The sequence below is a fragment of the Streptomyces polyrhachis genome, assembly GCF_042663125.1.
Taxonomy (GTDB): domain Bacteria; phylum Actinomycetota; class Actinomycetes; order Streptomycetales; family Streptomycetaceae; genus Streptomyces; species Streptomyces polyrhachii.
The window spans coordinates 1-24,719 of record NZ_JBHSZO010000030.1; the positions used below are offsets into that span (position 1 = coordinate 1).

At 72.5% G+C, this 24,719-nt stretch carries 23 protein-coding genes; 7 read left to right on the forward strand and 16 right to left on the reverse strand.

The genetic code is table 11. The annotated features are described in order from the left end of the window. From ACFQLX_RS18575 to ACFQLX_RS18595, 5 genes are all read right to left on the reverse strand, one after another. A partial coding sequence (locus ACFQLX_RS18575) for an MFS transporter (protein ID WP_386416631.1) occupies positions 1–1,232 on the reverse strand: 1,232 nt, incomplete at its 3' end. Between the two features lie 67 nt (positions 1,233–1,299). Next, the gene (locus tag ACFQLX_RS18580) at positions 1,300–3,591 is read right to left on the reverse strand and encodes an FdhF/YdeP family oxidoreductase (protein ID WP_386416633.1); all 2,292 of its coding nucleotides are present in this window, start codon (positions 3,589–3,591) and stop codon (positions 1,300–1,302) included. 194 nt (positions 3,592–3,785) lie between these two features. Next, positions 3,786–4,712 (reverse strand): AAA family ATPase, encoded by a 927-nt coding sequence (locus tag ACFQLX_RS18585; protein WP_386416636.1) that lies wholly within the window; start codon positions 4,710–4,712, stop codon positions 3,786–3,788. A 100-nt stretch (positions 4,713–4,812) separates the two neighbouring features. Further along, positions 4,813–5,238 (reverse strand): ribulose bisphosphate carboxylase small subunit, encoded by a 426-nt coding sequence (locus ACFQLX_RS18590; protein ID WP_386416638.1) that lies wholly within the window; start codon positions 5,236–5,238, stop codon positions 4,813–4,815. Positions 5,239–5,317: 79 nt separating this feature from the next. Beyond that, on the reverse strand, positions 5,318–6,778 hold the full coding sequence (locus tag ACFQLX_RS18595; protein WP_386416641.1) for a form I ribulose bisphosphate carboxylase large subunit: 1,461 nt from the start codon (positions 6,776–6,778) through the stop codon (positions 5,318–5,320). Between the two features lie 106 nt (positions 6,779–6,884). On the opposite strand from ACFQLX_RS18595, the gene ACFQLX_RS18600 reads away from it, so the two are divergent. Then, a complete protein-coding gene (locus tag ACFQLX_RS18600; protein WP_386416643.1) occupies positions 6,885–7,799 on the forward strand; it encodes a LysR family transcriptional regulator in 915 nt (304 codons plus the stop codon). Between the two features lie 35 nt (positions 7,800–7,834). Beyond that, positions 7,835–8,839, forward strand: coding sequence for a class I fructose-bisphosphate aldolase (locus tag ACFQLX_RS18605; protein ID WP_386416645.1), 1,005 nt, complete (start codon positions 7,835–7,837; stop codon positions 8,837–8,839). On the opposite strand, the gene ACFQLX_RS18610 is transcribed toward ACFQLX_RS18605, so the two are convergent. Both ACFQLX_RS18610 and ACFQLX_RS18615 read right to left on the reverse strand, forming a co-directional pair. Continuing rightward, the gene (locus ACFQLX_RS18610) at positions 8,829–9,701 is read right to left on the reverse strand and encodes an alpha/beta fold hydrolase (protein ID WP_386416646.1); all 873 of its coding nucleotides are present in this window, start codon (positions 9,699–9,701) and stop codon (positions 8,829–8,831) included. The two genes, ACFQLX_RS18605 and ACFQLX_RS18610, sit on opposite strands and share 11 nt — an antisense overlap. Next, positions 9,701–11,137: a carotenoid oxygenase family protein gene (locus tag ACFQLX_RS18615; protein ID WP_386416649.1), complete on the reverse strand. Its 1,437-nt coding sequence runs from the start codon at positions 11,135–11,137 to the stop codon at positions 9,701–9,703. The genes ACFQLX_RS18610 and ACFQLX_RS18615 overlap by 1 nt, the downstream gene beginning before the upstream one ends. A gap of 94 nt (positions 11,138–11,231) precedes the next feature. Here ACFQLX_RS18615 and ACFQLX_RS18620 point away from each other — a divergent pair, with 94 nt between their 5' ends. Beyond that, a complete protein-coding gene (locus ACFQLX_RS18620) occupies positions 11,232–11,852 on the forward strand; it encodes a TetR/AcrR family transcriptional regulator (protein WP_386416651.1) in 621 nt (206 codons plus the stop codon). 64 nt (positions 11,853–11,916) lie between these two features. On the opposite strand, the gene ACFQLX_RS18625 is transcribed toward ACFQLX_RS18620, so the two are convergent. The 4 genes from ACFQLX_RS18625 to ACFQLX_RS18640 form a co-directional block, all read right to left on the reverse strand. Then, the gene (locus tag ACFQLX_RS18625) at positions 11,917–12,309 is read right to left on the reverse strand and encodes a DUF6281 family protein (RefSeq protein WP_386416652.1); all 393 of its coding nucleotides are present in this window, start codon (positions 12,307–12,309) and stop codon (positions 11,917–11,919) included. Between the two features lie 9 nt (positions 12,310–12,318). Further along, positions 12,319–13,407 (reverse strand): zinc metalloprotease, encoded by a 1,089-nt coding sequence (locus ACFQLX_RS18630; RefSeq protein WP_386416653.1) that lies wholly within the window; start codon positions 13,405–13,407, stop codon positions 12,319–12,321. A gap of 229 nt (positions 13,408–13,636) precedes the next feature. Then, complete coding sequence (locus ACFQLX_RS18635) at positions 13,637–14,950, reverse strand: GAF domain-containing sensor histidine kinase (protein ID WP_386416655.1); 1,314 nt, start codon at positions 14,948–14,950, stop codon at positions 13,637–13,639. Continuing rightward, entirely contained in the window at positions 14,947–15,615 is a 669-nt protein-coding gene (locus ACFQLX_RS18640; RefSeq protein ID WP_386416658.1) for a response regulator, read from the reverse strand. Before ACFQLX_RS18640 ends, ACFQLX_RS18635 begins: the two co-directional genes overlap by 4 nt. 272 nt (positions 15,616–15,887) lie before the next feature. Here ACFQLX_RS18640 and rpe point away from each other — a divergent pair, with 272 nt between their 5' ends. The 3 genes from rpe to ACFQLX_RS18655 are packed head-to-tail and all read left to right on the forward strand — an operon-like array spanning position 15,888 to position 19,224. Next, on the forward strand, positions 15,888–16,598 hold the full coding sequence (rpe, locus tag ACFQLX_RS18645; protein ID WP_386416660.1) for a ribulose-phosphate 3-epimerase: 711 nt from the start codon (positions 15,888–15,890) through the stop codon (positions 16,596–16,598). Then, on the forward strand, positions 16,595–18,523 hold the full coding sequence (tkt, locus tag ACFQLX_RS18650; protein ID WP_386416662.1) for a transketolase: 1,929 nt from the start codon (positions 16,595–16,597) through the stop codon (positions 18,521–18,523). The genes rpe and tkt overlap by 4 nt, the downstream gene beginning before the upstream one ends. Next, positions 18,520–19,224, forward strand: coding sequence for an HAD-IA family hydrolase (locus ACFQLX_RS18655; protein WP_386416663.1), 705 nt, complete (start codon positions 18,520–18,522; stop codon positions 19,222–19,224). Before tkt ends, ACFQLX_RS18655 begins: the two co-directional genes overlap by 4 nt. A 65-nt stretch (positions 19,225–19,289) precedes the next feature. Here the strand turns inward: ACFQLX_RS18655 and ACFQLX_RS18660 are convergent, their stop codons facing one another. The 5 genes from ACFQLX_RS18660 to ACFQLX_RS18680 form a co-directional block, all read right to left on the reverse strand. Further along, entirely contained in the window at positions 19,290–19,511 is a 222-nt protein-coding gene (locus ACFQLX_RS18660; RefSeq protein ID WP_386416665.1) for a hypothetical protein, read from the reverse strand. 292 nt (positions 19,512–19,803) lie between these two features. Next, positions 19,804–21,069 carry a phosphoglycerate kinase gene (locus ACFQLX_RS18665; RefSeq protein ID WP_386416667.1) on the reverse strand — a complete coding sequence of 422 codons (1,266 nt, stop codon included), beginning with the start codon at positions 21,067–21,069 and terminating at the stop codon, positions 19,804–19,806. Between the two features lie 3 nt (positions 21,070–21,072). Further along, positions 21,073–22,071, reverse strand: a complete 999-nt coding sequence (gap, locus tag ACFQLX_RS18670) for a type I glyceraldehyde-3-phosphate dehydrogenase (RefSeq protein WP_386416668.1) — start codon at positions 22,069–22,071, stop codon at positions 21,073–21,075. 51 nt (positions 22,072–22,122) lie between these two features. Continuing rightward, positions 22,123–22,998, reverse strand: coding sequence for a phosphoribulokinase (locus tag ACFQLX_RS18675; protein ID WP_386416669.1), 876 nt, complete (start codon positions 22,996–22,998; stop codon positions 22,123–22,125). A gap of 57 nt (positions 22,999–23,055) precedes the next feature. Continuing rightward, the gene (locus ACFQLX_RS18680) at positions 23,056–24,138 is read right to left on the reverse strand and encodes a class 1 fructose-bisphosphatase (protein ID WP_386416672.1); all 1,083 of its coding nucleotides are present in this window, start codon (positions 24,136–24,138) and stop codon (positions 23,056–23,058) included. A 194-nt stretch (positions 24,139–24,332) separates the two neighbouring features. On the opposite strand from ACFQLX_RS18680, the gene ACFQLX_RS18685 reads away from it, so the two are divergent. Continuing rightward, complete coding sequence (locus tag ACFQLX_RS18685) at positions 24,333–24,701, forward strand: NUDIX domain-containing protein (RefSeq protein ID WP_386416674.1); 369 nt, start codon at positions 24,333–24,335, stop codon at positions 24,699–24,701. The last annotated feature ends 18 nt before the right edge of the window (positions 24,702–24,719 follow it).

Consider the following 24,719-nt stretch of genomic DNA (forward strand, 5'->3'; position numbering starts at 1 on the left):
TGGGGTGGGTGGGGAGTAGTGCGGTGGTGCGGCGCCGGCCGGGTGCTGCCCGGTCGGGCCGGTAGGTTGCGGCGGCTGTAGCGGGCGGTGAGTGCCAGGAAGAGCACGCCCAGGGCCGCGAGGCCGGCCAGCAGCGCGGGGTAGGGGGCGGCGCCGGCGGAGACGGCCAGGAGCAGCGGGGTCAGGAAGCCGGAGTGGGTGGCGCCCTGGTAGACGGAGGAGGCGGTGGAGGACTCGCGGTCGGGGGTGAGGCGCTCGACTTCCTTGAGTCCGGAGGCCAGCGTCAGCCCGTACCCGGCGCCCAGGACGACCGCCGCGCCCAGTGCGGTGAGGGCGGAGTCGCGCAGGACGGCGTCGGCGGCGACCAGCAGGCCGGCGACGACGGTGGCCATCGCGACCAGGGTGGAGCGGGCGCTGCCGGCGGAGTCCAGGCGCAGGGCGAGGGGTTGGACGGCGATGCCCATGGCGATGGTCACGCCGGCGGCGAGGCCGCCGAAGAGGGGCGCGTGGCCGTGGACGCGGTCGACGACCAGCGGGGGCAGGACGACGTAGGCGACGGTGGCGGCGGCGAAGGCGGCGGGGCTGGCGGGCAGGACGACCAGGACGAAGCGCGGGTGCAGCACGACGCCCCAGCGGTGCCTGCGCGAGGGCGGCGTTCCGGGCGGGCCGGCGGGGGACGTGTCGGGGACGCGGCGCGCGGCGAGGAGTACGGCCGTGGTCAGCGCGGTGTGCAGCAGCGGCGGGGCGACCATGGGGGCGGGGGCCCATTCGGCGACGACGCCGCCGACCAGGGCGCCGGAGGCGAAGCCGGCGCCGGTGGCGTACATCGCGGTCCGGGCGCCGTCGCGGCCCGAGCTCTCGCACAGCTCCTGAAGCCAGACGGTGGCGGCGGAGAGGAGCAGTCCGGCCGCCGCGCCGGTCGTCAACCGGCTGGCGTAGACGACCTGCTGGGTGATCGGGGCGAGGGCGAGCAGCGCGCTGGCGGCGGCGGTCGCGGCCAGTGCGAGGCAGACGACGCGGCGGCGTCCGAAGCGGTCCGCCGCCGCGCCGCCGAGGAGCAGCCCGGGGACGAGGCCGACGAGGTACATCGTGAACATCACGACGACCGGGACGGTCGGCCAGCCCTCGCGGGTGCGGTAGACCACGGCGAGCGGGGTGAACTGGTTCGCCCCCCACCCGGCCGCGCTCAGCGCGGCGGCCACCGCGGGCCATGCGTGCCTGCTGCTCCTCACCGGCATCCCCCTGCGGACCGCCTCTCCGTTCAGCCCTGTCCGGCCCGGTGCTCCCGCATGGGCGCGGTCAGTGCGCGTCCGCCACCGGCTCCAGGCGCACGATGATGCCCTTGGAGGTGGGCGTGTTGCTGATGTCCGCGACGCTGTCGAGCGGCACGAGCACGTTGGTCTCCGGGTAGTACGAGGCCGCCGAGCCCCGCGAGGTGGGGTAGGACACCACGCAGAAGCCGGCCGCGCGGCGTTCCGTACCGTCGTGCCAGATGCTGACCAGGTCGACCGACTGGCGGTCGGTGAGGCCGAGTTCGGTGATGTCCTCGGGGTTGACCAGGACGACGCGGCGCGCGTTGTGGATGCCCCGGTAGCGGTCGTTCATCGCGTAGGGGATGGTGTTCCACTGGTCGTGCGAGCGCAGCGACTGCAGTACCAGGTGGCCGGGGGGCGGCTCCAGCATCGTGAACTCGTTGAGGCTGAACTGCGCCTTGCCGCTCCTGGTGGGGAAGACGGCGGAGTTCACCGGGTTGGGCAGGGCGAAGCCGCCGGGCCTGTCGACGCGGGCGTTGAAGTCCTCGAAGCCGGGGACGACGCGCGAGATGTGGTCGCGGACGGTGCCGTAGTCGGCCTCGAAATCCTCCCAGGCGATGGGGTCCTCCTTGCCCAGGGTGCGGCGGGCGAGGCGGCAGAGGATCGCCACCTCGCTCAGCAGGTGCGGGGAGGCGGGGGCGAGGCGGCCGCGGGAGGCGTGCACCTCGCTCATGGAGTCCTCCACCGTGACGAACTGCTCGCCGGTGGCCTGGACGTCGCGGTCGCTGCGGCCCAGGGTGGGCAGGATCAGCGCGGTCTCGCCGCACACGGTGTGGGAGCGGTTGAGCTTGGTGGAGACCTGCACGGTCAGGCTGCAGCGGCGCAGCGCCGCCTCGGTGACCTCGCTGTCGGGCGTGGCCCGTACGAAGTTGCCGGCGAGGCCCACGAAGACCTTCGCGGCGCCGTCGCGCATGGCGCGGATCGCGCCCACCGAGTCCAGTCCGTGACGGGTGGGCGCGGTGAAGCCGAACTCCTTGCCCAGCGCGTCCAGGAAGGACTGCGGCATCTGCTCCCAGACGCCCATGGTGCGGTCGCCCTGGACGTTGGAGTGGCCGCGTACGGGGCAGACGCCGGCGCCGGGGCGCACGTTGCCGCGCAGCAGGAGGAAGTTGACGACCTCGCGGATGGTGGGGACGCCGTGCTTGTGCTGGGTGAGGCCCATCGCCCAGCAGACGATGACGTTCCTGGCGCCCAGGACGCGGCGGTGCACCTCCTCGATCTCGGCGCGGCTGAGGCCGGTGGCCTTCAGCACGTCCTCCCAGGCGACGGTGCGGGCGCCGTCGGCGAACGCCTCGAAGCCGACGGTGTTCGCGGCGATGTAGTCCTGGTCCAGTACGGTCCCGGGCGCGGCGTCCTCGGCCTCCAGCAGCAGCCGGTTGAGGGCCTGGAAGAGCGCGAGGTCGCCGCCGGCGCGGATGTGGAGGAACTGGTCGGCGATGGCGGTGCCGCGCCCGATCACGCCGCCGACCTGCTGCGGGTTCTTGAACCGCATCAGCCCGGCCTCGGGCAGGGTGTTGACCGCGACGACACTGCCGCCGTTGTCCTTGGTCTCCTCCAGCGCGGAGAGCATCCGCGGGTGGTTGGTGCCGGGGTTCTGGCCGACGACGAAGACCAGGTCGGCGTGGTGGATGTCGTCGAGGGTGACGTTGCCCTTGCCGATGCCGAGGGTCTCGCCCAGGGCGAAGCCGCTGGACTCGTGGCACATGTTGGAGCAGTCGGGGAGGTTGTTGGTGCCCAGTACGCGGGCGAAGAGCTGCAGCAGGAAGGCGGCCTCGTTGTTGAGGCGCCCGGAGGTGTAGAAGAGGGCCTCGTCGGGGGAGGCGAGGGCGCGCAGCTCGCGCGCCATGATGTCGAACGCCTCGTCCCAGTCGACCGGTTCGTAGTGGGTGGCGCCGGGGCGCTTGACCATCGGCTCGGTGAGGCGGCCCTGCTGGTTGAGCCAGTAGTCGGAGTGGCCGTCGAGTTCGGCGATGGAGTGCTCGCGGAAGAAGTCGGCGGTGACGCGGCGCGTGGTGGCCTCGTCGTTGATGTGCTTGGCGCCGTTCTCGCAGTACTCGTTCTTGTGGCGCTTGCCCGGGGCGGGCTCGGGCCAGGCGCAGCCGGGGCAGTCGAAGCCCTTGGTCTGGTTGATGTTCAGCAGGGTCAGCGCGGTCCGGCGGGCCGAGTTCTCCCGCAGTGAGTACTGGATGGCGTGTACGACGGCCGGTACGCCCGCGGCCCACTCCTTGGGAGGGGTCACCGTCAGCTGGTCGGTCGGGTCCTCGATGCTGCTGCCCATGTCCTGCTTCAACCTCGTTCCGTGGTATGCGCGTACACGCATCGAGTGCGTCCGCTCGTGCGCATACGGGAGCCGGCCGACCGGTCGGTTCCGCCAGGGACGTGGGGGTGTCGCTCCCTCCCGTCCCTGGAGGAGCGTCCGGCAATCTCCGTGTGAAGTCAAAGCGAAAGTATCGATGACGCGATAGGCGCCGCTTATCCAGGGGCGGGTCCCTCCTGTTCGGTGGTGTCGTCGAAGAGGCTGCTGCCGTAGACGTCCTCGGCGGTGATGGTGATGAGGTCGGCCTTGCCCAGCGGCCGGTCCAGCGCGACCAGGCGGCGTGCCTGGCGCAGCCGGCAGCGCTCGATGGCGTTGCGGACGCTGCGGGCGTTGGAGAAGTTGGGCCGCTTCATCCGGCGGGTGAGGTAGTCGGAGAACGCCTCACGTGCCGCCGGGTCGAAGCGGAAGTTCTCCTCCGCGACCATCAGTTCGGCGATCTGCATCAGCTCCGTACGGTCGTAGTCCTCGAACGCGATGTGGTGGGGCACCCGTGAACTCAGGCCCGGGTTGGCCGAGAAGAAGGTCCCCATCCGGTCGGGGTAGCCGGCGAAGACGACCACCAGGTCGCCGCGCTCGTTCTCCATCTCCGTGAGCAGGATCTCGATCACCTCCTGCCCGTAGTCCCGTTCGTTCTCGGGGCGGAAGAGGTAGTAGGCCTCGTCGATGAAGAGCACGCCGCCGGCCGCCCGTGCCAGCGCCTCCTTCGTCTTGGGCGCGGTGTGGCCGATGAACTGGCCCACCAGGTCGTCGCGGGTGACGACGTGGACCCGCGGCGTCCTGATGTAGCCCAGGGCGTGCAGGATCGACGCCATCCGCATGGCCACGGTGGTCTTGCCGGTGCCGGGGCCGCCGGTGAAGCTCATGTGCAGCGTCGGCTTGGAGGAGGTGAGCCCGAACCGCTCGCGGGCGCGGTCCACCTGGAGCAGCGAGGCGATCTCCCGCACCCGCCGCTTGACGGAGGCGAGTCCGACGAGCTCGGCGTCGAGGGCGGCCAGGGTCGTCTCGACCCTGGCCGCCGCCTCGTCCGCCGAGAGGTCGAGCCGCGCGTCGTCGGCGAGGGGAGCGGGGGGCTCCGCCGTCACCTCCGGCTGCTGTGCCGGTCCGCCCTGTGCCGCTCCGCGCTGTGCCGGTCCGCCCTGGGACGGCCGGGGGTACCCGAAACCCTTCGGCGACTGCATGGGATCACTCGCCCGCGTACCGGGTTCCGGCCGGCCGGGTGGTCGCGTAGGACGTCACCGAGTACCGCTGGGTGCGGTCCGGGCCGTCCTGGCGCTCCAGCAGGAATCCCGGCTCCTCGGCCGGGCGTTGGACGAGGAAGGACATGGCCGTGGACTGCCGGCCGAGCGTCGCGTCGTACGCCAGGACGCGCACGTAGTGCTGGGGGTAGGTGGCGCGGCACTCGTTGATCTGGGCCAGGACCCCGTCGGGCTCCGCCAGGTCGAACAGGGGCAGGCCCCACATGTCCCAGTAGATGTTGCGGGGGTGGGGGTCGTCGGTGTACTCGATCGACACCGGCCAGCCCCGGTCGAGGGCGTAGCGGACCTGCGCGGCTATCTCCTCGTCGGTGAGGTCGGGCAGGTACGAGAACGTCCCGTAGCGCAACTTCACGGTGTACTCCTTTCGTCGGTCTCGCTCATATCGCCGGATGTGCCGGACTCCCTTGTCCCCACAGCTGCCCAGAGGGCCCTCACGTCGCAACGCTGGGTGTGGGGATGAAGTCCGGTGCGTCGGTGCTGGTGTAGTCGAAGGTGATGTCGCCCCAGGTGGAGAGCGCGGCCTCCAGCGACGGGGAGCCCTTGGCGGTCTGGCGCAGGATGTCGGGGCCCTCGCGGAGCAGGTCGCGGCCCTCGTTGCGGGCCTTGACCATGGCCTCCAGTGCGACGCGGTTGGCCTCGGCGCCGGCGGCTATGCCGTGCGGGTGGCCGATGGTGCCGCCGCCGAACTGCAGGATCACGTCGTCGCCGAAGAGGTCGAGCAGCTGGTGCATCTGCCCGGCGTGGATGCCGCCGGAGGCGACCGGCATGACACCGGGCAGGGAGGCCCAGTCCTGGTCGAAGAAGATGCCGTTGGCCGGGTTCAGCGGCACCTTGTCCTCGCGCAGGGTGTCGTAGAAGCCGCGGGTGGTGGCCGGGTCGCCCTCCAGCTTGCCGACGACCGTGCCGGCGTGGATGTGGTCCACGCCCATCAGGCGGCACCACTTGGCGATGACGCGGAAGCTGACGCCGTGCGTCTTCTGCCGGGTGTACGTCGAGTGGCCGGCGCGGTGCAGGTGCAGCAGCACGCCGTTCTCGCGGCACCAGTGGGCCATGGACTGGATCGCGGTGTAGCCGATCGTCAGGTCGATCATGACGATGACGCTGCCGAGTTCCTTGGCGAACCGGGCCCTGCGGTACATCTCCTCCATCGTGCCGGCGGTGATGTTGAGGTAGTGGCCCTTCAGCTCGCCGGTCTCCGCGGCGGCCTTGTTGACGCCCTCCATGGCGAAGAGGAAGCGGTCCCGCCAGCGCATGAAGGGCTGCGAGTTGATGTTCTCGTCGTCCTTGGTGAAGTCCAGCCCGCCGCGGCACGCCTCGTACACCACGCGCCCGTAGTTGCGGGCGGACAGGCCGAGCTTGGGCTTGATGGTCGCCCCGAGCAGCGGGCGGCCGTACTTGTTGAGGAACTCGCGCTCCATCACGATGCCGTGCGCGGGCCCCTGGAAGGTCTTGGTGTACGCGACGGGGATGCGCATGTCCTCCAGGCGCAGGGCCTTGAGCGGCTTGAAGCCGAAGACGTTGCCGATGATCGAGGAGGTGAGGTTCGCGATGGAACCCTCCTCGAAGAGGTCGATGTCGTAGGCGATGTACGCGAAGTACTCGCCCGGCCGGCCCGGGACCTCGTCCACCCGGTAGGCCTTGGCCTGGTAGTGCGTGTTGGCGGTGAGGCGGTCGGTCCACACCACGGTCCACGTCGCGGTGGAGGACTCCCCCGCCACGGCGGCCGCGGCCTCGATCGGGTCGACGCCGTCCTGCGGGGTGACCCGGAAGACCGCCAGTACGTCGGTCTCCTTGGGCACGTAGTCCGCGTTCCAGTAGCCCATCCCGGCGTAGCTCTGCACGCCCGGGTCCCAGCGCTCCTTGGTCTCGGCGCCGGATTCGCTGATCGTCATCGCCTGTCCCCTTCCGGTCGGCTCCACGATGCGGTTCCATTCTCAACTCCCCACCGATAAACTACAATTGAGACTTTCGTGGTGACAGATAAGCGAGCGGTTAACGATGACGTCCTCTTCCGAGCTGCCCGCCGCGGTGACGTGGGCCCGGCTGCAGACCTTCCTCACGGTGTACGGGGCGGGGAGCGTGCGGGCCGCCGCCGAGGCGCTGCACGTGACCCCGCCGGCCGTCTCGGCGGCGATCGCCGCGCTGGAGTCGGCGCTGGGCACCGTGCTCTTCACCAAGTCCGGCCGCGGCATCGTGCCCACGGACGCCGGCGCGACCTTCGCCCCGTACGCGCGCAAGCTCCTCGGCCTGCTGCGGGAGGCGGCCGGGGCGGTGCACGAGGCGGACCGGGGGCGGGTGCGCATCGGCGCGGTGGCGACGGCGGGCGAGTACGTGCTGCCGGCGCTGATCGCCTCCTTCGCCGCGCACCATCCGCAGGTGGAGCTGTCGCTCTCGGTGCTGCCCCGCGACGAGCTGTTCGCGCTGGCCGCCGACCACGCCGTCGACGTCGCCCTCGCCGGCCGCCCGCCGCGCGGGGCGGGCGGCCTGGTGACGCGGGCGCGGCGGCCCAACCGCCTTGTCCTGGTGGGTCGTCCGGGGCTGGTGGGCGATCCGCTGACGGCGACCTGGCTGCTCACCGGGCAGGGCTCGGGGACCCGTAACACCACCATGTCGCTGCTGACCCGGCTGCAGGCGGCGCCGCCGCTGCTCACCCTGGGCACCTCGGGGGCGGCGGTGGCCGCCGCGCGCCAGGGGCTGGGGGTGACGCTCGTCCACGAGGAGGCGGCGCGCGGCGCGCTGGAGAGCGGCGAGCTGGCCGTCCACCCGGTGGCCGGGACCCCGCTGGACCGCCCCTGGCACCTGTGCACCTCGGCCGAACCGACCGCCGCCACCCGGCTGTTCGTCCGGCACGTCTGCGACGGGGAGCGGGTGGGCGGGGCGGCGTTTCACACCCTCTCTCGCCCCCGGGGGTGATGCGCGCTCGCGCCGGCGGGGCCGATCCTCGGCCCATGACGACCATACTTCCGACCGAGCGACCCACCCTCGCCGAGACCGCCCGGCAGCTCACCGGCGGCGGGCGGGGCATCCTGGCGGCCGACGAGTCGATCCGCACGATGTCGGCCCGGCTGGCGGCCGAGGGGATCGAGGCGAGCGAGACGACGCGCCGCGACTACCGCGAACTGCTGCTCACCCCCAAGGGGTTGGCGGAGTCCGTCAGCGGCATCATCCTGTGCGACGAGACCTTCGGCCAGCGCCTCGCCGACGGGCGGCCGTTCCCCGCGGCCTCCCGCGAGCTGGGCGTCCTGCCCGGCATCAAGGTCGACACCGGCACCTCCCCGCTCCCGGGCGGCGACGGCGCGCTGATCACCGAGGGCCTGGACGGCCTCGGCGGGCGGCTGGCCTCGTACGCCGAGCGCGGGGCGGCCTTCGCCAAATGGCGGGCGGTCTTCGACGTACGGACCATCACCACCTACAGCGCCCGCGCCAACGGCCACGCGCTGGCCCGCTACGCGGCGCTCTGCCAGCGCCACGGCCTCGTGCCCGTCGTCGAACCGGAGGTCCTCGCCGACGGCGGGCACGACCTGGAGTCCTCGGCGTACGCCACGCGCCTCGCGCTGGGCTGGGTCTTCGAGGAGCTGGACCAGGCGGGCGTGGACCTGGCGGGCATCGTCCTCAAGCCGAACTTCGTCACCCCGGGCCTGCGCGCGGCGCCGGCCGCGGCGGCGGAGGTGGCGGCGGCGACCTTCGAGGTGCTGTGCGACACGGTGCCGGCCGGCGTACCGGGCATCGCCTTCCTCTCCGGCGGCCACCCCACGGCCGACGTCTGCGCCTACCTGACCGACCTGAGCCGGGCGGTGACCTCCCGGGGCCGCCCCTGGCAGGTCACCTTCTCCTTCGGCCGCGCCCTGGTCAGCGGCCCCCTGCGCACCTGGGCGGGCGAGCCCTCGAACACGGCGGCGGCCCAGGAGCGCCTGGTGGCCAACTGCGCGAAGGCGGCGCGGGCTACGCGGTGAGCGGCGCGGCGAGGTGTGCGCCGAGGAGCCCCGCCACCTCCTCGGCCGCCTCCTCCGGGATCCAGTGCCCCGTGCCGGGCAGGACGTGGAAGGTGTAGGGGCCCGTCACGAACCTGCGGGTCAGCTCGGCGCCCCTGCGGGTGAGGGCCGGGTCCCGGTCGCTCCAGACGTGCAGGGTCGGGAGCGTGATGCGTGCGAGGTGCGCGGGGGTGCTGAAGGGCATCGCGCGGTACCAGTTGACCGCCGGGGTCAGGGCGGGTGAGTGGGCCACGAAGTCCGTGTCCCTGGCGGCCGCCTCCGGTGTCTGGCCGGCCGCCGTCAGGCCCTTGATCACGCGGGTGCGCGAGCCCGCCGCCAGGCGGCGCAGGAGCAGCTCCGGCAGCCAGGGGACCTGGAAGGCGAACATGTACCAGGAGTACAGGAGTTGGCGGCTGCTGAGGAGCGCCAGGCTGAACGCCGCCGGGTGCGGGACCGAGAGCGCCGTCAGGGTGGCCAGGCGCTGCGGGTGGACGGCCGCCAGCGCCCAGGCCACCGCGGCGCCCCAGTCGTGGCCCACCACGTGGACTTTGCGGCCGTCCGGCGCCGCGGTACGGATCAGTGCCTCGGCGTCCGCGACGAGTTGGGAGAGCCGGTAGGGGAAGCGGCCGCGCGGGCGGGCGCCGGGCGAGTAGCCGCGCTGGTCGGGCGCGAGGGTGCGGTAGCCGGCCGCGTGCAGCAGGGGGGCCAGGCGGTCCCAGGAGCGGGAGGTCTGGGGGAAGCCGTGCAGGAGCAGCACCAACTCCCCGTCCAGGGGGCCCTGGTCGGCCACGTCGAAGACCAGGCGGCCGCGTGTGTAGGAGGTGATGCGCTGGGCGGTGGTCATCAGGGGGTGCTCTCCTGTCCGAGGAGGTGTCCGTGGAAGAAGTATCCGTGGAAGGTGTACCCGAGGCTCTCGGGTACGGGCAGGGTGCACACGGGGCCGTCGGCGACCGCCTGGGCGTCGAAGACGACGAGGTCGGTGCGTCCGCCGATGATGTCGTTCACGTAGCCCACGAGCCAGCCTTGGTCGTCGAGGCGGGCGGGGTCGCGGGGGACGAAGAGCGGTTCGCCGACCAGGCGTCCGGGGCCGTAGTCGTACGTGTCCGCCTCGCCGCGCTCGGTGTCGAAGCGCACGAGGGCGGAGAACGCCACTCCCCCGCCGGGGTCGGTGAGCGCGGCCCCGTAGACCTGGCGGTGCCCGGTGGTGGCGCGGCGCGGGTCGATGGTGGGCCACTCGGTGGGCATGCGGTGGAGCTGGTGGGACTCGACCTTCCCGGCGGTGTCGACGCGGTAGCGCCACAGCCGGCCGACCGGGAGGCAGTCGGGGTCGGTGAGGTGGCCGAGGCTGCCGAGCGCCTCGTGCATGACGGTCCAGGAGCGGAAGCGCACCAGGTCGAAGACGATGTCGACGCCGTCGTCCCAGGCGCCGGCGAAGTGCCACTGGAACCAGGGGTCCGCCTCGACCGTGCGCACCGGGCCGCCCGCGCGCGGGACCAGCAGGATGCGGGTGGGCTCCTGGGCGTGCCAGCGCATGGCCTGGAAGGCCGGCTGGCGGCCGGACATCATCGCGCGCAGGTCGAGGATGACGGGGCCGAGGCAGAAGACCAGGTGGGTGGCGGTCATGGCGAAGTCGTGGACCATGTAGCGGTGGGGCAGGCGGATCGTGCGCAGCCGCCGGGTCGAACCGCCGCGCCGGGTGCGGTAGATGACCAGCTGGGGGCGCGGTCCGTAGACGCAGCCGAAGTTCCACAGCTCGCCGGCCCGCGGGTCCCAGCAGGGGTGTGCGGAGTACGGGCTGCCGGGGCGGCCCGGGGGCTCCAGGGCGCCGTCCAGGTCGCAGCGGCCGAGGGTGGCGAGCGTGGCGGGGTCCAGCTCCCAGGGGGTGTCGCCCTCCCAGAGCGCCAGCAGCCGGCCGTCGATCACCGCCACCGAGGTGTTGGCCTGGGTGGCGGGGGGCCGCAGCAGGTTGCGCAGCCGGCCGCCGGGGGCGTTGGCGCCGCCCAGGCGGACCGGGGGGCGGGGGGCTCCCGGCTTGTCGCGGGCGCCGAGGGCCGCCTCGTACGAGGGGGTGCGGACGTAGCGCGAGCGCACCCGCACCGGGCGGCCGGGGGTGAAGGTCACGGCGCTGACCAGGCCGTCGCCGTCGATGACGTAGTCGGAGAGGTGGTTGCCGGCGCCGTTGCGGTAGAGGGTCCCGGCCAGGCCCTCGGGGACGCGGCCCTGGCTCGGGTGGAGTTCGGCGTCGACCTCGCGGGCCCAGCCGCCGTGTCGCAGATCCACGAGCTTCCCCTCATGTAATCAGTGCACACATTCATGTGATCGATGATTACATCCGCTCGCGGACCGGGTGTCAAGGTGTGGTACGACTGACCCCATGAGCGCGCGCACGCCCTCCCGCCCCTACCACCACGGCGCCCTGCCCCAGGCGCTGGTGGCGCATGCCGTGGAGCTGCTGGACGAGGGGGGCGCCGAGGCGGTGAGCGTGCGCGAGGTGGCCCGGCGGGCGGGCGTCTCCCCCTCGGCGCCCTTCCGGCACTTCCCCGACCGGGCCGCGCTGCTGGCGGCGGTCGCCGAGGCCGTCGCGGTGGACTTCGCCGGGGTGCAGCTGACGGCGGTGGAGTCGGCGCGGGCGCTGCCGTTCCGGTCACTGGGCACGGCGTTCGCGCACTACGCGCTGACCTATCCGCACCGCTTCGCGCTGCTGCGCGGCGCCCTCTTCGGCGCGCAGCGCACCCCCGCGCTGGAGGAGGGGCATCAGGCGTTCACCCGGTACATCACCGAGACGATCACCGCCGGGCAGGAGCGCGGCGAACTGCGGCGCACCGACCCGGAGTTGGTCCGCATCGCCGCTCAGGCGCTGGTCTACGGGCTCTCGCAGCTGTTCGCCGACGGCTATCTCGACGCCGCGCGCGCCGACGTGCTGATCGAGCAGGTGGTGGACCTGTTCGGGCTGGGCGTACTGGCGCCGGACAGCCCGGCCCGTACGGAGGGATAGCCCGGCGGGCGCACCGAGCGCGGGGGTGGTCCACCGGCGCCGGTGAACCACCCCCGCTTCGGCTCTACGAGCCGTCGAGCAACTTCCTTACCTCCGGCGGTACTTCACCGTCCGTACGCACCGCGACCAGCTGCGCGTCCTGCGGTGACGTCCCCACTGCGACAGCCACCTGCGGGGATACGCCGGCGACGCGGTAGGCGGTCTCCTTCGTCGGCTGCTCGGCCGGGTCGGCGCCGCCGGTGTCCTCGCAGGGAGGCTTCACCGCCGTACCCAACTCGGCGCCGACGGTGAAGTCCGCCTCGCCGCCCGCGTCCGTGTACGTACGGCCCTCGAAGGTGTACTGCAGCACGCAGGACGCCTCACCGCCGCCGGACTCCGCCGTCGCGCAGGCCGCGAGCGGCGCCGCGGCGGCAATGGTGAGGAGTACGGCACTCAGCTGTCGACCGGACCGGCTCATCGGTTCTCCCTAGTAGATGCTGCGCAGGCCCAGGATGTCACCCTTGCCGAGGGTGCGCGCCTTCGTGGTGCAGGTGAAGGAGTTGGTGTACATCGTCAGGTTGTCGTGACCCGAGCCGACGTGGCCCATGCCGAAGACGTGGCCTGCCTCATGCGTTCCGACGGAGCGGATGTCGTACAGGTTCCAGCAGCCGCTCGTCGGGCTGTTGGTGAAGTCGAAGTCAGCCGTGTTGTAGCGGACGTCCCCTTCACGCAGGTCGTTCTTCATCCCGACCCAGTCCCAGCTCCAGGTGCAGGCAACGGCGACGTGGCCGCCGTAGAGGTCGCCCGCGTCCCAGGTGCTCTTGCCGTCACGCGAGGTGCACTGGGAGCTGGAGTTGATGTCGGCCTCATAGGTGGTCGTGCCCTGGTAGCTGGAGGAGGCGTCCACCTGGTCGGTGTACCCGCAGTTGTTGTAGCTGCCGGTGATGTTGTCGATGGCGTCCGCGAAGGCGAGCCGGGCGTTGTACTGGGAGAGCGCGCCGGGCATGCCGCCGTCGCCGATGTACCAGTTGTACGTGCCGTACTCCTTGAGGTCCTTCGTCGCGTACGCCCCGTCGGAGCAGGCGCCCAGCGCGGTGGCGGCGTCGGCGTCCGCCACCTCGGTCCCGGTCGCGTCCGGGGTCTCGGTGCCGGAGGCGTCCGACTCCGCGCTCTGGTCGAGGGCGGTGGTGGTCGGGTTCACCAGCACGTCGGCGCTGTCGGTGCCGTCGGGGGTGTCAGCGGAGGTCTCGCTGAGGTCGTAGCTGAGCCTGCCGTCCTTGGCGACCTTCAGCATGAAGCCGTGCGTCGTGCCGGAGGGGTCGATGGCGTCGATGGCGACGGCGGTGTCGGGCTCGGGGATGGCGAGTCCGGTGTTGTCGTAGACGACGACGCTGCCCACCAGGCCGCAGCTGAGGACGTTCGGGGAGCTGGAGATCTGACCGATGGTCAGCTCGTCCTCGTCGGGCGGGCAGACGGTCGCGCCGGCCTGCGCGGTGGTCGTCCCGCCGGCTATGGACGCCAGCAGTACCAGCGCGGCTAACGCGCGGCCGGCAACTCGGGTTGTACGTGAACTCATGTGTGTTCCTTGGCTGTTGACCCGCCGTGGCAGGTGATCGATCGATCAAGAACGGCGTCAGCGTACTGATCAATGCATGCCAAGTAAGGTCTTGTTTCGGCCAGGAATTAACTACTTGTGAGTAGATGCGGGACCGACCTCGCCAACGGGGGCACGTTCGGCCACCGTGGCGCGAAGTGGGGGGCGCGTGCCGGGCACCGCGACGCAGAAGGCCAACTCGATACAGGCCCTACAGCGGCAGTTCCACCAGCAGCGTCGTCCCGCGTCCCGGCACCGACTCCACCCGCAGCGAGGCGTCGATGATCGCGCAGCGCTCGGCGATGGAGCTGAGGCCGAAGTGCTCGCTGCCGTCGGCTCCCGCGCCGGTGCCGGTACGGGCCGCGCGGCGTTCCGCGAGGTCGAAGCCCCTGCCGTCGTCGGCGCAGCCCAGCACGACCGACTCCCCCACCCGGCGCAGGGACAGCACGATGCGGTCGGCCCGGGCGTGCTTGACCGCGTTGGCCAGGGCCTCCTGGGTGATGCGGTAGAGGGCGGCGGCCGCGTGGTCGGGGATGTCGTCGATGGCGGCGGCCGGGTCGACGAGCAGCTCGATGGCCGGGGCGCCCTCCCCGGCGGCCGTCTGGACCAGGGACTCCAGGGCGGCGACCAGCCCGAGGTCGTCCAGGACCAGGCTGTGCAGTCCGGAGATGGCCGCGCGGGTCTGGTTGTACGCCAGGTCGGCGAGCTGGCGGGCGTTGACCAGCTCCGCCCGCGCCCGGTCCAGGGCGCGGGCGCGGGCCGGCTCGCCGGGGCCGCCGGCGGCGGTGCGGTCGGCCTCGCTCAGCTCCGAGACGGTGAGGTCGGCGGCGGAGAGGTGGAAGGACATCGACGCCAGCGCCGTGGTCACCCCGTCGTGCAGGTCGAAGGCGATCCGGCGGCGCTCGGCCTCCTGCGCGGAGACCGCCTGCTTGACGAGGCGGTCGCGCTCGGTGCGGTGGCGGTTGACCGCCCGCCAGAGCTGCTCGGCGTGCAGCCGCAGGCCGAGCACGGCGGCGTACGGCTCGGCGCGCGCCAAGTCCCCGGGGCCGAAGGGCCGGTGGGGGCTGCGGTGGACGGCCAGGACGCCGACGACGCGCCCCTCCAGCCCGGGGAGGGGCAGGCACATCCTGGCGACCGTCTGGGTGGGCTTCAGGCGCAGCAGCTGGCGGTGGAGGGCGTTGCGCGGCGAGTCGGCGTCGATCAGGACGGGCTTGGCCGTACGGGCCACCAACCCCGTGACGCCGAAGCCCACTTGGAGTGTGAGGGAGGCGGCGGAGGTGTGCGCGGGCCAGATGTCGACGATGGTGAGGTCCTGGCCGTCCATGGCGTAGAGGAGGACGCCGTCGGCCTGGAGGAGGGCGGCGAGCTCGGCCGCGGTGGGCGCCTCCGGGTCCGTACGGGAGTCGGGGCGGGGGTCCGGGCGCGCGTCCGGTCCGGCGTCCGGGCGTGCGTCCGGGCGGGAGGGGGCCGGCGCGTCAGGGCGCCGCGCGCCGGCGCCCGTACCCTCCGCGCCGCCGGGGCTCAATGGAAGAGCCCCTCCCGCAGCGCCACCGCTATCGCCCCGCTGCGGTCGGAGACCCCCAACTTGCGGTAGAGGCCGCGGATATGGGTTTTGACCGTGTCCTCGCTGACCACGAGCCGGCCGGCGACCGCCTTGTTGGAGTGCCCGGAGACCAGCAGTTCCAGCACCTCCGACTCGCGCTGGGTGAGCCCCAGATGGGCCCCCGACCAGAACTGCCCGGCGCTCAGCCGCGCCGCGGAGAGCGCCACCCGGCCGGCCAGCGCGTGGTCCACCACGGTCTCGCCCTCGCGGACGCGCCGCAGATGGCCGATCAGCTCCTGGCCGTCGATGCGCTTGAGGATGTAGCCGCAGGCGCCGACGCGCAGCGCCTGGTAGAGGTAGTGCTCGTCGTCGTAGACGGTCAGCAGGACGACCTTGACGCCGGGATAGCCGGTGGTGATGTCCCGGCAGAGGTCCAGGCCGCTCTCCTTGCCTATCCGCACATCGCAGAGCACCACGTCGGGCCGCGTGTCGGCGACGCGGGCGAGCGCCGCGGCGGCGGTGGTGGCCTGCCCGACGATCTCCACCTCGCCGGGGAAGTGGCCCAGCATCGCGCCCAGTCCGTGCAGCACCATCTCGTGGTCGTCGACGAGGACGAGACGCAGGGGGGCGGGGGGCGGCTCAGGCATGCCGTCAGCGTACGGCGCACCGCGGCGGTGTTCCAGGGCGTGTTTCGGAGGTGTTTCCGAACGGCCCCGGGCACCTTGGGGTTCCCCCGGCTGCCAACTCACCCCCCGCTCCACCTACCGGGGTGAGGGCGCGGCGGTGGCGGCGCGGTCGGATGGAGGACCGGGGCCCGCCCGACACCGCCCGACACCGCCCGAGACCGCCCACACCGCCGGACACCGCTCGGAACAGGCCGCGACAACCCGTGACAGCCCGCGACGGAAAGGGCAGTTCCATGACCGATCCCAGCCCCAGGCAGCCGCTCATCGTGCCCTCCGTGCTGCCCGCCGACTTCGCCCGACTGGGCGAGGAGGTACGGCAGTTGTGCGAGGCGGGGGTGGACCGCATCCAGTGGGACGTCATGGACGGCGTCTTCGTCCCCAACCTCACCTTCGGCCCCGACGTGATCGCCGCCGCGCGCCCGCACAGCACCGTCGGCTTCGAGGCGCACCTGATGGTCGTCAACCCCGACGAGCTGCTGGGGCGTTACGTCGAGGCGGGCTGCGAACTGGTCATCGTGCACGCCGAGACGTGCACCCACCTGCACCGCACCCTGGCCCGCATCCGCGACCTGGGCGCCCGCAGCGGGGTGGCGCTCAACCCGCACACGCCGGCCGAGGTGGTCGCGCACGTGCTGGAGGAGACGGACCTGGTGCTGGCGATGACGGTCAACCCGGGCTTCGGCGGCCAGGCGTACATCCGGGCCGTGGAGCCGAAGATCGCCCGACTGCGCCGCATGATCGACGACAGCAGGCTGGCGATCGAGCTGGAGGTCGACGGCGGGATCACCGGCCGCACCATCAGCGGCGCGTCCGCCGCCGGCGCCGACGTCTTCATCTCCGGGTCGTGGATGTACGCGTACCCGGGTGGAAAGGCGGCGGCTGTCAAGGAGTTGCGTACGACGGCGACGGAGTCGCGGGGATACCAGGGAGGGGAAGAGCGATGACGGACCTCAAGCAGGAGCCCCCGCGGCTGTCGGCCGAGACCGACCGCCTGGCGATCGACACGCTGCGGATGCTCGCGGCGGACATGGTGCAGGCGGCGGACTCCGGGCATCCGGGGATGCCGATGGGCGCCGCGCCGATGGCGTGGACGCTGTGGAGCCGGCATCTGCGCCACGACCCGGCCGACCCGCACTGGCCGGACCGCGACCGCTTCGTGCTCTCGGCCGGGCACGGCTCGGCGCTGCTCTACGGGCTGCTGCACCTCTTCGGATACGACCTGCCCGAGGGCCAGTTGCGGCGTTTCCGCCAGCTGGGCTCGCAGACGCCGGGGCATCCGGAGTACGGGGAGACGCCGGGCGTGGAGTGCACCACCGGCCCGCTCGGCCAGGGGATGGCGATGGCGGTGGGGATGGCGCTGGCGGAGCGGATGACGCGGGCGCGCTATCCGGAGGTCACCGGGCACCGCACGTACGCGATCGTGGGCGACGGCTGCCTGATGGAGGGCATCAGCCACGAGGCGGCGTCCTTCGCGGGCCATCTGGGGCTCGGCGGGCTGACCGTGCTGTGGGACGACAACTCCATCACCATCGACGGCGGGGTGGAACGCTCCTGCAGTGACGACCAGTTGGCGCGGTTCGCCGCGTACGGCTGGCACACCGAGTCGGTGCCCGACGGCACCGACACCGAGGCCGTCGACCGGGCGCTCACCCGCGCGGCGGCGGACGGGCGGCCGAGCTTCGTCGCGGTGCGCACCGTCATCGGCGACGGGGCGCCGGGCGTGGAGGGCACGTCCAAGGCGCACGGCTCCCCGCTGGGTGAGGAGGTGCTGGCGGAGACGAAGAAGCTGATCGGCTGGGACCACCCGCCCTTCACCGTGCCGGGCGACGTACGGGCGGCGTGCGCGGAGTTGGCGCGGCAGGGCGCGGCGGAGCACGCGCGCTGGACGGCGGAGCTGCAGGCGCTGGAGGCGCGGGCGCCCGAGCGGGTGGCGGAGTTCCGCCGCAGGCAGGAGCGGCGGCTGCCCGAGGAGTTGGACGCGGCGCTGGAGGGTGTCGTCGGCGGGAAGGCGCGTGCCACCCGCAAGTCCTCCGAGGCGGCGCTGAAGGCGGCGCTGTCGGTGATGCCGGAGCTGGTGGGCGGCTCGGCGGACCTGGCGGAGTCGACCGGCACGGCGATCGGCGAGGTGATCGACCGCGCGGACTTCTCCCGGTCCGCGATCGCCTTCGGCATCCGCGAGTTCGGCATGGCGGCGATCCTCAACGGGATGAGCCTGCACGGCGGTTACCGGGTCTTCGGCAGTACGTTCCTGGTCTTCGCCGACTACCTGCGCCCGGCGCTGCGGCTCTCGGCGCTGATGGGGCAGCCGGTGGTCTACGTCTTCACCCACGACTCCATCGCGGTCGGCGAGGACGGGCCCACCCACCAGCCCATCGCGCACCTGGAGTCGCTGCGGGTGACCCCCGGGCTGCGCGTACTGCGGCCGGCGGACGACGCGGAGACGGTGGAGGCGTGGCGGCTGGCGCTGGAGCGCACCGACGGCCCCACCGCGCTGATCCTCTCCCGGCAGTCGCTGCCGCAGCTGCGCCGGGAGGAGCCCGGGCCGGGGCGGGCGGTCGAGGTGGAGATCGTCGCCACCGGCTCGGAGTCCTCACTGGCGGAGGCCGCCGCCGAGGCGCTGCGCGCCGAGGGCCGTGCGGTACGGGTGGTCTCGGCGCTGGACCGCACGCTCTACACGCCCGACCCCGAGGCGCTGACGGTCAGCATCGAGGCGGGTGTCACCTCGGGCTGGGCCGGGGTGGTCGACCTGGCCATCGGCATCGACGGCTTCGGCAGCAGCGGCAAGGGCGGCGACGTGATGGCGCACCACGGCTTCAGTGTCGGGGCGGTCCTCGACCGGATCCGCGAGCGGTTGGACCGGGTGCGATGAGGCCGCTGCGGGCCGTCGTCTTCGATGTGGACGGCACGCTGGTGGACAGCGAGCGCGACGGCCACCGGGTCGCCTTCAACGCGGCCTTCGAGGAGGCCGGCCTGCCAGACCGCTGGGACGTGGCGACGTACGGCACGCTGCTGCGGATCGCGGGCGGCGAGCGGCGGCTGGCGTTCTGGTTCGAGGCGAGCGGCCGACTGCCCGGGGAGGCACGGGAGTTGGCCGCGCGCCTGCACCCGCAGAAGACGCGGCTCATGCGCGAACTGGTCGAGGCCGGCCGGATCGCCCCGCGCCCCGGTGCGAGGGAGCTGCTCGCCGAGCTGGCCGCGCACGGCGTGGCCGTCCACGTGGCGACGACGGGCACCCGCGCCTGGGTCGAACCCCTCCTGGACACCGCCTTCGGCCCGTGCTTCACCACGGTGGTCACGGGCACGGAGGTCCCCGACCTGAAACCGAGCCCGGCGGTCTACGAACGGGTCCTGACCCTGACGGGCCTGGCCCCGCACGAAACGGTAGCGGTGGAGGACTCCGCCAACGGCGTCCGCGCGGCGGTGGCAGCGGGTCTGCGCTGCCTGGCCGCCCGCAACGCCTACACAGCCGACGACGACTTCTCGGGCGCAAGCGTGGACGCGACGGGCCTGGACGATCCCCGGCTGGTGGGGTGGGTACGGGGGCGGCTGCCGGCGGGGCCGGGCGGCTGAAGTCTTACGTTGAGCCTCGCGGACTTGCCGTCGCGGCCACCGCCCCCGTAACTCCACCCGCCCTCTCAGCGCGCATTGCGCGGATGCCGGCGCGCCGTCCGCTCGTTGCCACGCCGGTAGTTACCCGTCCAGCGGGCCATCACCAGCTGTGGATCCCCGTCCGCCACCTCACGCACGAACTGTGCCCCCCGGCCCCCGCGCAGCACCGTCGCCACCCGACCGCGGTGCAGGATCACCACGGAGCCGTCGCCCCGCTCCTCGTATGCGAAACCCTGTGCTGCCGCCACTCGGCCCCCTTCGACTAGAGGACCAGAGTGCCGACCGACCGGCTCTTGCGCGAGCTGTTTTCCGCCGCCGGAGGCACAAGCGCCCAGGCCGGATCCATGATGATCGCGAGGGGCGGCACCTGGGCTCAGCCTCAGGACAGCGCTGATGTAGTGGTCCGTCGGGCCCGGCATCCCGCGCGCCCCACCCCTGATCCCCTCCCCGACCCCCACCGCCGGGTGCCATCCCGTCACACGCCGCACGGAGCGGAGCCCGGGCGGCGTCACGCCGGCCCGGGCTCCGCCTCGCGTTGGCTCACTTGCCCTGGAGTACCTCGACGCCCGGGAGCGTCTTGCCCTCAAGGTACTCCAGGGAGGCTCCACCGCCCGTGGAGATGTGGCCGAACGCGGTCTCGTCGAAGCCCAGGAGGCGCACCGCCGCGGCGGAGTCGCCGCCGCCCACCACCGCGAGGCCGTCCACGCCGGTGAGGGCCTGGGCGACCGCGCGGGTGCCCGCGGCGAACTCCTCCGCTTCGAAGACGCCCATCGGGCCGTTCCAGAACACCGTGTGCGCGCGGGCGAGTTCGGCCGCGAAGGTACGGGCCGAGTCGGGGCCGATGTCCAGGCCGAAGGCGTCCGCCGGGATCGCGTCGGCCGCCACGACCCGCGGGGCGGGGGTGCGGCTGCCGTCCGGGAAGGCGGTGTCCACCACCACGTCCGTCGGCAGCACGATCTCCACGCCCTTGGCGCGCGCCCGCTCGAAGTAGCCCCGGACCGTGGGGATCTGGTCCTCCTCCAGGAGGCTGCGGCCGATGCCGTGGCCCTGCGCCGCCAGGAAGGTGAAGACCATGCCGCCGCCGATCAGCAGCTTGTCGGCGCGTTCCAGCAGGTTGTCGATGACGCCGAGCTTGTCGGAGACCTTCGAGCCGCCCAGCACCACCGCGTACGGCCGGCGCGGGTCCACCGTCAGGCGGCGCAGTACGTCGATCTCGGTGGCGACCAGCGTGCCCATGGCGGAGGGCAGGCGCTGCGCGATCTCGTAGACGCTGGCCTGCTTGCGGTGCACCACGCCGAAGCCGTCGGAGACGAACGCGTCGGCCAGGGCGGCGAGTTCGTCGGCGAAGGCCCCGCGTTCGGCTTCGTCCCCGGCGGTCTCGCGGGCGTCGAAGCGTACGTTCTCCAGCAGCGCCACCCCGCCGTCCGCGAGGCCGGCGACCGCGGCGGCGGCCGACTCCCCCACCGTGTCGGTGGCGAAGGCGACCGGCGCGCCCAGGAGTTCGGCGAGCCGCTCGGCGACCGGGGCCAGGGAGTAGGCGGGCTCGGGGGCGCCCTTGGGGCGGCCGAGGTGGGCCAGGACGACCACCCGGGCGCCCGCGTCGGCGAGTTGGCGCACGGTGGGCAGCGAGGCGCGGATACGCCCGTCGTCGGTGATCACCCGTGCGCCGGCCGGTCCGCTCAGCGGGACGTTGAGGTCGCAGCGCACCAGGACGCGCCGGCCGCTCAGGTCGTCGAGGCCGGGGAAGGGGTCGGGGTGCGGATGGGGACGGGGGGCCGCGGCGGGGCGCGGGGAGGCGGCGGTCATGGCTCAGAGGCTCCTGCCGACGTAGGTGACCAGGTCCGCCAGGCGGTTGGAGTAGCCCCACTCGTTGTCGTACCAGCCGACCACCTTGACCTGGGTGCCGATCACCTTGGTCAGCGGGGCGTCGAAGACGCAGGAGGCGGGGTCGGTGACGATGTCGGAGGAGACGATCGGGGCGGTGGAGTAGCGCAGGATCCGGCCGTCGGCCGCCGCCTCCATCAGGGCGTTGACCTCCTCCACGGAGGTCTCGCGGGCCGCCTCGAAGGTGAGGTCGACGGCGGAGCCGGTCGGCACCGGCACGCGGATGGCGTACCCGTCGAGTCTTCCCCGGAGTCGGGGCAGGACCAGGCCGATGGCCTTCGCGGCGCCGGTGGAGGTGGGGACCACGTTGAGGGCGGCGGCGCGGGCGCGGCGCAGGTCGCGGTGGATGTTGTCCTGGAGGTTCTGGTCGGCGGTGTAGGCGTGGACGGTGGTCATGAGTCCGCGCTCGATGCCCAGGGCGTCGTCGAGCGCCTTGGCCATCGGGCCCAGGCAGTTGGTGGTGCACGAGGCGTTGGAGATGACGGTGTCGGTGCGCGGGTCGTACTCCTCCTCGTTGACGCCCATCACCACCGTCACGTCCTCGTGCTTGGCCGGCGCGGAGATGATCACCTTGCGGGCGCCGCCGGAGTCGAGGTGCGCACGGGCCTTGACGGCGTCGGTGAAGAAGCCGGTCGACTCGATGACGATCTCGGCGCCGAGGTCCTTCCAGGGCAGCTCGGCCGGGTCGCGTTTGGCGAGGGTGGTGATGCGCCGGCCGTCGACGACGATCGCGTCGTCGTCCGCCTCGACCTCGGCGCCGAGGCGGCCGAGTATCGAGTCGTACGTCAGCAGGTGGGCGAGCGTGGTGTTGTCGGCCAGGTCGTTGACGGCGACGATCTCGATGTCGGCGCCCGAGGCGCGCACAGCGCGCAGGAAGTTGCGGCCGATCCGGCCGAAGCCGTTGATGCCGACGCGAACAGTCACGGAGACCTCCTGGGAGGGGTACGGGAGCCTGCGGCTTCTACGGGGGTGTGCTCAACGCGCTGTGCTCCGGCGCTCCAGGAGGCGCCACAGCATCGGGGTGAAGATCAGCTGCATCGCCAGGTCCATCTTCCCGCCGGGGCAGACGATGGTGTTGGGGCGCGACATGAACGAGTCGTGGAGCATGGACAGCAGGTACGGGAAGTCGATGCCGCGCGGGTCGGCGAAGCGGATGACGAGCATCGACTCGTCCTGGGTGGGGATGGTCCGCGCGATGAACGGGTTGGAGGTGTCGACGATCGGAACGCGCTGGAAGTTGACGTGCGTTCGGGAGAACTGCGGGCACATGTAGTGCACGTAGTCGTGCATGCGGCGCAGGATCGTCTCCGTCACGGCCTCGGTGGAGTAGCCGCGCTTGGACCTGTCGCGGTGCAGTTTCTGCGTCCACTCCAGGTTGATCACCGGGACGACGCCGATCAGCAGGTCGGCGTGGGCGGCGACGTCGACCTTGTCGGTGGCCACCGCGCCGTGCAGGCCCTCGTAGAAGAGCAGGTCGGTGCCGGCGGGGAGGTCCTCCCACGGGGTGAAGGTGCCCGGCTCCTGGGCGTAGGGGGCGGCCTCCTCCGCGTTGTGGAGGTACTTGCGGACCTGGCCGGTGCCGGTGCGGCCGTAGGCGCGGAACAGCTCCTCCAGGTCCTCGAAGAGGTTGGCCTCCGGGCCGAAGTGGCTGAAGTCGTGGTCGCCGTCCGCCAGGGCGCGCTCCATCTCGCCCTTCATGGCCATCCGGTCGTAGCGGTGGAAGCTGTCGCCCTCGACGAAGGCGGCGTTGACGCTCTCGCGGCGGAAGATCTGCTCGAAGGTGCGCATCACGGAGGAGGTGCCGGCGCCGGAGGAGCCGGTGATGGCGACGACGGGGTGCTTCGCTGACATGGGGGCTCCCTCGGTGGGTCCGGGCTGGCGGGGGTGGACGCTGGCGGGGGTTGGGCCTCAGCGCGCCTGGAAGAGGCCGCGGGGTCCGTACAGCGGGTTGAAGCTCTCGGGCTGCTCGTCGCTCCCGTCGCCCTGCTCCGCGTGGTAGCGGGTGATGCGCTCGACCTCCTCGCGGCTGCCGAAGATGAATCCGATGCGCTGGTGCAGGTCGGTCGGCCGTACCTCCAGTACGCGCTCGCGGCCGGTGGTGGCCAGCCCGCCCGCCTGCTCGACCAGCATCGAGATCGGGTTGACCTCGTAGAGCAGCCGCAACCGGCCTTCTTTCTCCGGGTCCTTGGAGTCGCGCGGGTACATGAACACGCCGCCGCGGGTGAGGATGCGGTGGGTCTCGGCGACCAGGGAGGCCACCCAGCGCATGTTGAAGTCCTTGCCGCGCGGGCCGCCGACGCCCTGCAGGCACTCGTCGATGTAGCGGCGTACGGCCGGTTCCCAAAAGCGCCGGTTGGAGGTGTTCACCGCGTACTCGCAGGTGGCCTCGGGCAGGTGGATGTCCTGGCGGGTGAGGAAGAACTCCCCCAGTGCCGGGTCGAGGGTGAAGGCGTGCACGCCGGTGCCGACGGTGAGGACGAGCACGGTGGAGGGACCGTAGACGGCGTATCCGGCGGCGACCTGCTCGGTGCCGGGCTGCAGGAAGTCCGGGGTGCCGGCGGCCTTGCCGGGGACGGGGGCCCGCAGGATGGAGAAGATGCTGCCCACCGACACGTTGACGTCGATGTTGGAGGAGCCGTCGAGCGGGTCGAAGGTGAGCAGGTACTTGCCGAGCGGGTACTGCTGGGGGATGGCGTAGGGGTCCTCCATCTCCTCCGAGGCCATGCCGGCGAGTTGGCCGCCCCACTCGTTGGTCTGCAGGAAGATCTCGTTGGCCACGATGTCGAGCTTCTGCTGCTGCTCGCCCTGGACGTTGACCGCGCCGGCCTTGCCGACCAGGTCGCTGAGCGCGCCCGAGGCGATGCGCTTGGCGATGGCCTTGCAGGCCAGTGCCACGTCCAGGATCAGTGAGTTCAGCTCTCCGCTCGAACCGGGGTGACGTCGGCGCTCCTCGATGAGGAACTGGGTCAGGGTCGAGCGCTCCGTCAGCATCGCATCGCTCCTCGTCGGTCGTCCGTTCCGCGAGCACACCAGAGCGGGTGGGCCGCGGCATCCACCCGGGGGGTGACGGCGGGGGTGGGATGGCTCCCCCTGCTGCGGGGATGCTGCGGGGATGTTTCCGCACCCGGGCCACCGGGGGTAGGGATCGGGCCGACACGGCGGACGGACGAAAGGGCGGTGCGGCGATGTTTCCGCAGCAGGGCGGCAAGGGCGGGGTGCAGGCGGTCGTGGTCTACGGCGGGCGGGTGCTGATGGTCGAGCGGGAGGGCGTCTGGGGGCTGCCGTCCGGGGGGTACGAGCCCGCGGAGTCGGCGTCCGCGGCGGCGGCGCGGATCGCGTACGAGCTGACGGGCTACCTCGTCGACGGCTCGCAGGCGCTGCGCCCGGAGGCGGACGGGGACACCGCGGTGGTCTGCCAGCTGCTCACCGAGGACCCCTCGGACGGGGCCTCGCTGACGCCGGAGCAGCTGCGGTGGACGCCGTACGCCCAGGCGATCGAGGGCGGGGTGCCGGAGCCGGTGGGGACGTACCTGCGGGGGCACACGCCGGTGTGAGGCGGCGGCCACCCGCGC